Source organism: Aquiflexum sp., assembly GCF_041749095.1.
GTDB lineage: Bacteria > Bacteroidota > Bacteroidia > Cytophagales > Cyclobacteriaceae > Aquiflexum.
This window is the reverse complement of the sequence record NZ_JBGTCA010000141.1, coordinates 1-7,825: the sequence shown is the minus strand read 5'-3', so window position 1 is coordinate 7,825 and position 7,825 is coordinate 1. Positions and strand designations below refer to the sequence as shown.

Here is a 7,825-nt window from a genome sequence, read left to right as displayed (position 1 = left end):
TCAAAAGCTTCAATCCTGGTGATTCAGCTACAATTCATATGGTGGACTGAAATGCCAAATCACTAAATGAAAATTATGCTGCAAATAGCCGATATTTTCTTCACTGTTTTTCATACACTTTTGATTCTTTTCAACCTTTTTGCCTGGATTTGGAAACCTTTGCGAAAATGGCACTTTGCATCTATTTCTTTGACTTTGGCGTCCTGGGCAATCCTGGGAATTTGGTATGGTTGGGGTTATTGTCCATTGACTGATTGGCATTGGGATATTCTACGGGAAATGAGCAAAACCGAACTTCCCAATTCCTATATCACCTTCCTGATTAAAAGATTAACCGGCCAAAATCCAGATCCGGGTCTCGTGGACATAATGACCTTATTTTTGGCATTATTGGCTTTCGCCATTTCCATCAAGGTAAATTTCTTCCCTAAAAAAACTTCCTAAAAAATTATCCAATAAATCCCTTCATGGCCTGCAGCAATTCCCGCTTGGTCATCACACCACCTTTTCTCCAAAGCATCTTACCCTTTTTGAAAAGGATATAATGCGGAATAGACCTTACCCCAAATTGAAGACTTATTTGAGGATTCCGGTCCACATTCAGCTTGTATAATTTGATTTTCCCATCCAACTCACTGATCACCTGTTCCAAAACCTGACTCATAGTCTGGCAAGGACCACACCAATCTGCATAGAAGTCAACCAATATGGCTTCATCGGACTGCTGGACGATTTCATTGAACTTTTTCTTGGCCATATAAATCTCAATATCCCTTTTGACAATTTGTCTCCAGAAATGGTTCTGTTACTTTTATCACAAAAAAAGCCTGCTTCCTAAGAAACAGGCTTTATAACCTATTAAATTTAAGTATAATTAGTTGGCAGGATTTTGAGCAGGAATCTCAATTCCCAATTTCGTCAAGACCAATTCAGTGAACTTATCATCATCTTTGGTATACAACAAAATAGGAGAGTTACCTGCTGCCTCTGAGAAAACATGGGTATAATTGTTTTCTGCGGCAACTGCGTTGATCGCATTGAAAACCTTCTGCTGAACAGGCTCCAACAATTCGCCAAGTTTTCTTTGGTAAGAAGTCTGGGCATCTTGCTCATACTTTTGCAAATCCTGTTGCAACTTTTGCAATTCCGCTTCTTTGGTACCTCTGGCTTCTTCTGTCATGGTTTGAGCAGCCTGCTGATATGCCTGAACTTTCCTTTGGAAATCCTGCGCCTTTGTCTGGATATTAGTCTGAAGCTGAGACTGGTAATCCTGGATGTCTGCAGAAATCTGCTCCATCTCCGGCATCAGGTCCATCAATAACTCCACATTGGTATAGCCAATTTTCAATTCCTGGGCCTGGGCTACAAATCCTACGCAAAACAAAGTTATTGCGGAAAGGATAACTTTAATTTTCATCATTTTCGTTTTTATTTAATATTTACTTGTTTTCAATTCCTAATTCTTCCAAAACAAATTCCGAATAATCATGTCTTGGATCTGTATAAATCATCAATGGGCCTGACGCTTTGTCAAACAACACTGCCAAATTATTTCTTTTGCTTACCCTGTCTATGGCATCGTAAATCTTAGACTGCAAAGGCTGTAACAATTCTGCCTGTTTTTGGTAATACTGTCCATTAATCCCAAATATCCGGTTATTGAATGCCACAGCAGCATTTTGCTTTTCTTTAATGGTTCCCAACTTTTCCTGATACATCTCCTCTGTAAGTAAAACTTCCTCTGCTTTCAGGTTGGCTAACATTTCCTTTACTTCCTTTTCCAAATTCTGTGCCTCTTTTTTCCATTGGGAACTGATTGCTTCCAATTCGGACTGCACCATTTTGTAATCAGGGTGCTTGTTCAAAAGGTATTCCGAGTCGATATATCCAAACTTTTGTGCCTCTGCAGGCTGTAAAGGCAGTACCACTCCGAACAGAGGGAGCAAAAATAATAATATAATTGATCTTTTCATCATTATCTAAATTGCTGACCAATAGTAAAGTGGAATTGGGCACCGCTTGGATTCACCTGGCCTGGCGCCGGATCAAAACCATAACCCCAATCAAGACCTAGCAATCCAAAAGCGGGCATAAATATCCTTGCACCCACACCTGCTGATTTCTTTAGGTTATACGGATTAAACTCAGCATAGGATCCCCAGTTGTTTCCTGCCTCAGCAAATCCCAAAAGGAAAATCGTTGCTGAAGGATTTGGAGAAACCAAAAATCTAAGTTCCATGACATGTTTATTGTAAACGATACCACCATATCCTTCTCTGGAATTAGGGTCAAATCTCGAGTCTCTACCTGGGGTAATAACCTGGTTTTCATAGCCTCTCAGACCAACGATTTCCTGCCCTAGGGCAAAGTTGTTCATGTTCATTCCATCACCACCCATCACAAATCTTTCCAATGGTATAATTCCTATCCTATCCCCATAAGAACCCAAGAAGCCCATATGTGTCCTGGCACTTATTACCCATTTGGATGAACCAAATACCGGCGTATAGAAAGTGGCATCAAACATCCATTTATGATATTCCAACCATCTGAATTTTTCTTCATCAATTGATTCCCGGTTGATATTGGGGTTGAGGGATGCATAAGGTGGAGTAAAAGAAGTCACCAAGGATATGTTGGATCCCAATCTAGGATAAATCGGATTATCCACGTTGTTTCTCGCAATGGTGGTATTCAGGGCCAAACTGTTTGCCTTACCTGTAGCATAACTCAATCCAAAGCTTCTTCCGAATTCGTTGAATTCATAGATCTGGAATTGGAGGGCATTGGATACCATGAAGTAATCGTCAGGCCATGTTACCCTTTTGGAAAGACCCAAAGTGGCACCTGTTATTTTGAAAAAACCAATTTCTCTTCCCGGATCAGTTTGATTAAAGAAATCAAGCTGCCTTTGCACAGAATGATTGAAACTTAAGCTCAGCGCATTCGGCTTTTTGCCACCAAACCAAGGCTCGGTCAATGAAACACTATAATTCTGGAAAGATCGGCCATTGGCCTGTACCCTAAGAGAGAGTCGCTGACCATCGCCAACGGGAAGGGGTCTCCATTTTTGGAAATTACCAATGTTTTTGATTGAGAAGTTATTGAAAACCAGACCAACAGTACCCACAAAGCCAAAGAATCCTCCCCATCCACCGGATAATTCTATCTGATCATTGGGTCTTTCTTCCAATTTGAAGGTGATATCCACTGTGGCATCCTCGAAATTGGGTTTCATGTCCGGCTCTATATTTTCCGGATCAAAATATCCCAACTGGGACAATTCCCTGATTGTCCTTACCAACAAACTTCTGTTGAATTTCTGACCTGGAAGGATCCTGATTTCCCGCATAACCACATGGTCTGAGGTCCTTTCGTTACCTTGGATGGAAACGGAGTTTACGGTTACTTGAGGACCTTCAAAAATCCTCATTTCAATATCAATGGAATCTGCCTGAACCTGGATTTCGACAGGATCTATCTGGAAGAATAGGTATCCATTATCCTGATAAAGGGAACTGACATCATCCCCTTTTTGTGGATCATAGTTCAGTCGTTTATCCAGTTTCTCTTTATTATATACGTCACCTTTTTCAATACCCAACCTGGATAGAAGGACATTGTCAGGGTGGAGGAAATTACCTACAAATGTGATGTTTCTGTAATAATACTTTTGACCTTCCTCCAAAGAAATATCCAAATTGATCGTGTTTTCCGAAAACCTATATACGGAATCCTGAAGTATTTCGGCATCTCTATATCCCCTGGAATTATAGAAAGCAACTACTTTTTCTTTGTCCTCCCGAAAATCTTTTGCTACATACTTGGATGCATTGAAGAAATTCAATTTAAAATTCTTGTTGATGTATTCCTTTACCTGTTCTGGGGTAACAGGATTTCTGTAAACAATTGCTTCCTTGGCTGATTTAGGTGTAGTGTTTGTAATTCTAGAAATAACATCACGGACAAAATGCATCCTTGGATGCTCCTTGGTGCCTTTCAGTTTACCTTTGATTTTCCCATCAGGTACTTCTTCATTGCCATAAATTTTGATTTCATTTATCTTCACCTTTGTCTTCTGATCAACTTCGAATCTGAGCTTGACACTGTTCGGTAAGGTGGTATCTCTCTCCTGCACTACTTTCACTTCGGTATTTAGGAAACCCTTGTCCATGAAATACTGACGGATGTTTCTTTGAGATGTGTTCAATACATCATCCCTGACAACCCGGCCACGAATTTTGATTTTGTCTTTGAGTTCACCTTCCTGGGTTTTATTGATCCCACTGAACTCAACACTGCTGAATCTTGGTCTTTCGGTCAACTCCAATAAGAGATAAATATCATCTCCTTCGATTTTGGTCACAAGAATTTTAACATCCCCGATGATACCCTGTCCCCAAAGTCTTTTCAGCGCATTGGAAATATTATCTCCCGGTACTGAGATTACATCATCTACTCTCAGACCTGACAATGAAACAATAGCTACCTCATCCAAAGTCGCCAATCCGACTGCTTTGATTTCAGCTACTCTAAATTTTTGTGGTTTGGAATAATTCAACTCTAAAATATCCACAGGCTTTGAGGTCGAATAGCGGCTTTGACCCAATCTGATTTGGGCTTGAAGGCTGCCTACGAGCATCATAAAGCATAGGATAAAGATACTTTTTTTCATCAAAATCAAGTTTTAATCTGAGCACCTGTTTTTCCAAACCGCCGTTCTCTCTTTTGGTAATCAAGAATGGCTTCAATCAAATGCTCTTTTCTAAAATCCGGCCACAATACCTCTGTAAAAAACAGTTCAGTATAAGCCAATTGCCAAAGGAGAAAATTACTGATTCTAATCTCCCCGCTGGTCCTGATCAACAGTTCAGGATCCGGTATATCTTTGGTATTCAAATTTGCAGCAATTACTTCCTGCGTGATATCTTCTATTTTTAATTCTTTGTTTTCTACTTTCTTGACAATGGCTTTGACGGCATCCTGTATTTCCCACCTTCCGCTGTAGCTGATCGCCAATACAACAGTCAGCCCGGTATTATTGGCTGTCAGTTCCTTTGTTTCCTGCAGTTTTTGCCGGCAACCATGAGGAAGACTGGGCAAATGCCCGATGGTCACCAACCTGATGTTGTTTTCCATCATATTCGGAACTTCTTTGGTAATGGTATCCACCAGAAGCTCCATCAGTGCGTTGATTTCGTCCTGAGGTCTTGACCAGTTTTCTGTGGAAAAGGCATATAGTGTGAGGTATTTGAGACCCAATTCAGCGGCCCCTTCGATGGTTTCCCGAACAGCAGTGATGGCGTTTTTGTGTCCAAAAATCCTCATGGCACCTTTTTTCTGGGCCCAGCGCCCGTTGCCATCCATGATAACTGCTATGTGATTGGGGATTTTGGTTTTGTCTATTAATTCCTTCATTTCGTATTGATACGAAAGCACCTTCGCTTTTGGAGGTACAAAAATGCTATTTCTTTTTCAATATACTATCTTATCGCTCAATTTAATAAGCGTAACACTTAACTGAACTGAAGGAATAGCTGATGGTAACACCTAAAAAATAATACCAGTCTTTGTCACTGTAGTTACCCTGATTGTAGCCTGAACCGGAATTGGGGAAAATCGGATCAGGGAAGCGGGGTATAACCGGTTCTCCTCCATATATCTTATCGAGTGCATCGGTAAATGTTGCTCTAGCCCCAAACTCAGCTGCCAACAGCCACTTCTCTGATAATTTATACTTGATGCCTATTCCAAATGGGATTACAGGTGTTCCTACAGTATATCCTGAAGGATTGGGATCATTTCTATATTTTCTCCCATTTCCAATGAATCCTGCAAAACCAACACCCAGGAATCCATAAGGTGAGAACCTAAACTGGGCCTGCGGATGGGTAAAATCAAGGAAATGATATTCCATCACTGCAGAAACCTCAAATAGAGAGCCTCTAAACCCGGCATCTCTAAATGCCATCACAGGATCAATGGGATTTACACTATCTGCGGCATTGAGTCTCGCAAAGGAGATACCGCCACGCAATGTCCACACATTGTCAAAATTTCGTCTGCCAAACAACGTTCCTTGAATTCCAATCTGCTCGGGGTCCAATCTTCTGATGATGTCCCCCGAATAGGTTGCTATTCCCAAGCCCCCTCCGAACTCATATTTTTGGGCAACTGCCTGCGGTGAAACGATGACCCCTGACAGAAGCAAAACAAATAAAGTGGATAAGACCCAGAATTTTTTCTTTTTCAAGACGCTGCAATTTATGAACTACCAAACGATATAAAAACCCCATTAAGTATTTCCAGGGTTAATTTTTGTTAATGCAATTGGGATTAGAATTTGTAAGATTCTATTCCAAATCAATGTAAAAGGGAATATTATTATTCATCAGTCTAATTTCTCATATCAAAACCCCAATTAAGCTTATGTCTTAGGGTGTCAAAATAACTGTAGTCCTCAAATTTGATCAATTTAGCCGAAAATTCTGCTTTTTTAACCCTCAATTTTATGGAGGCATCAATGGCAGTAGATCTGGAATCCAAGGATATCAGGAATTTTTCACTTCTTCCCTCGATTACAAAGCTGATTTCGCTATCATCTGATACAACGATAGGCCGGACATTAAGATTGTGTGGACTGACCGGTGTAATGACAAAATTTCTTGCACCAGGGGTAATGAGCGGACCTCCACAACTCAATGAATAACCCGTAGAACCTGTAGGCGTGGACACTATCAGACCATCTGCCCAATAACTGTTCAAGTACTGACCATTGACATAAGTGTGGACGGTAATCATGGAAGAAGTATCTCTTTTATGGATTGTAAATTCGTTTAATCCAAAGTTAAATCCGTTGAAAAGCACCTGGTCAGATTCCAAACTCAACAAAGAACGTGATTCTATGGAAAAATCTCCTGCAATAAATCCATTAATCGCCTTTTCAATATCTTCCTTGGCTACGGTGGCCAAAAATCCAAGTCTTCCTGTATTGATACCTATGATGGGTATTTCGGTTTTCCCTACCAAACAGACGGAGTCCAAAAGGGTACCGTCACCTCCAACTGAAATTATAAATTCAACTCCCGAAAAAGAGGATTTCTTAGATAGTACTTGGAAACCTTTGGTATCAAAGTCAATTTTTTTAAGCGATCTGGAAAAGGATTCGGTAAGGGAAAAGCCGATTTTCTTGTCTCCTAAAATTTGAAACAATTGCTTTATAAAAGGGATAAATTCTTTTTGAAATCCAATCCCATGGACTACAATGTTCATTTTTGGGTTTGGGTTATATCTGCAAAAATCTCAGAAGGTTATCAATTCTTTCTTGCTCTCCACTCCCTGAATCCTCTTCCTGATAATGGTCAATGATCCGGAAACCGAATCTTTCCAGTGTGGCTTTGATATGTCTCAGTTCTGATTTATCCAATTTAAGCGTAACCTTGATCTTACTGTCGTCCAATGGATCATTGGAAATAAAACTACTGAGGATTTTGGTATTCTCTGATTCAACAATTCTAGCTATTTCAAATAGACTATAATCAGTCATAAACATTGATAATACCAAAACTGCTCCATGAGATTGAATAGATAGGCTATCTGCAAAAGCACCGATAGCATCCTCCATGGTTACCACCCCTAGATAATTGGTTTCCTTATCGATGACCGCCACCATATGGGAATGGTACTCGGAAGCCACTTTGATCACATCATAAATATGTTTTTCCTGATACACAAAACAGGTACTGGATTCCAAAGCAATTTTGCTGATCTGAAGCTCCGGATTATTCAAGGTATAAATCAGGTCATCGGTTACAAAACCCATAAA

Annotated in this window: 9 protein-coding genes; 1 reads left to right on the top strand and 8 read right to left on the bottom strand. The window is 40.2% G+C overall.

The window, feature by feature from the left end:
* Positions 1-75: 75 nt before the first annotated feature.
* Positions 76-444, top strand: a complete 369-nt coding sequence (locus ACEW8O_RS07390; RefSeq protein WP_373493982.1) for a DUF2784 domain-containing protein — start codon at positions 76-78, stop codon at positions 442-444.
* A 4-nt stretch (positions 445-448) separates the two neighbouring features.
* Here ACEW8O_RS07390 and trxA read toward each other — a convergent pair whose 3' ends face one another.
* From trxA to ACEW8O_RS07350, 8 genes are all read right to left on the bottom strand, one after another.
* Complete coding sequence (gene trxA, locus ACEW8O_RS07385; protein ID WP_373493981.1) at positions 449-757, bottom strand: thioredoxin; 309 nt, start codon at positions 755-757, stop codon at positions 449-451.
* Between the two features lie 117 nt (positions 758-874).
* On the bottom strand, positions 875-1,420 hold the full coding sequence (locus tag ACEW8O_RS07380; protein WP_373493980.1) for an OmpH family outer membrane protein: 546 nt from the start codon (positions 1,418-1,420) through the stop codon (positions 875-877).
* Between the two features lie 19 nt (positions 1,421-1,439).
* Positions 1,440-1,973, bottom strand: coding sequence for an OmpH family outer membrane protein (locus tag ACEW8O_RS07375; protein ID WP_373493979.1), 534 nt, complete (start codon positions 1,971-1,973; stop codon positions 1,440-1,442).
* 2 nt (positions 1,974-1,975) lie between these two features.
* On the bottom strand, positions 1,976-4,675 hold the full coding sequence (locus ACEW8O_RS07370) for an outer membrane protein assembly factor (RefSeq protein ID WP_373493978.1): 2,700 nt from the start codon (positions 4,673-4,675) through the stop codon (positions 1,976-1,978).
* Between the two features lie 5 nt (positions 4,676-4,680).
* Positions 4,681-5,418, bottom strand: a complete 738-nt coding sequence (locus tag ACEW8O_RS07365; protein ID WP_373493977.1) for an isoprenyl transferase — start codon at positions 5,416-5,418, stop codon at positions 4,681-4,683.
* A gap of 82 nt (positions 5,419-5,500) precedes the next feature.
* Positions 5,501-6,253, bottom strand: coding sequence for a DUF6089 family protein (locus ACEW8O_RS07360; RefSeq protein ID WP_373493976.1), 753 nt, complete (start codon positions 6,251-6,253; stop codon positions 5,501-5,503).
* Between the two features lie 143 nt (positions 6,254-6,396).
* Positions 6,397-7,272 (bottom strand): NAD kinase, encoded by an 876-nt coding sequence (locus ACEW8O_RS07355; RefSeq protein WP_373493975.1) that lies wholly within the window; start codon positions 7,270-7,272, stop codon positions 6,397-6,399.
* A 13-nt stretch (positions 7,273-7,285) separates the two neighbouring features.
* A partial coding sequence (locus ACEW8O_RS07350) for a cbs domain containing protein (RefSeq protein WP_373493974.1) occupies positions 7,286-7,825 on the bottom strand: 540 nt, incomplete at its 5' end.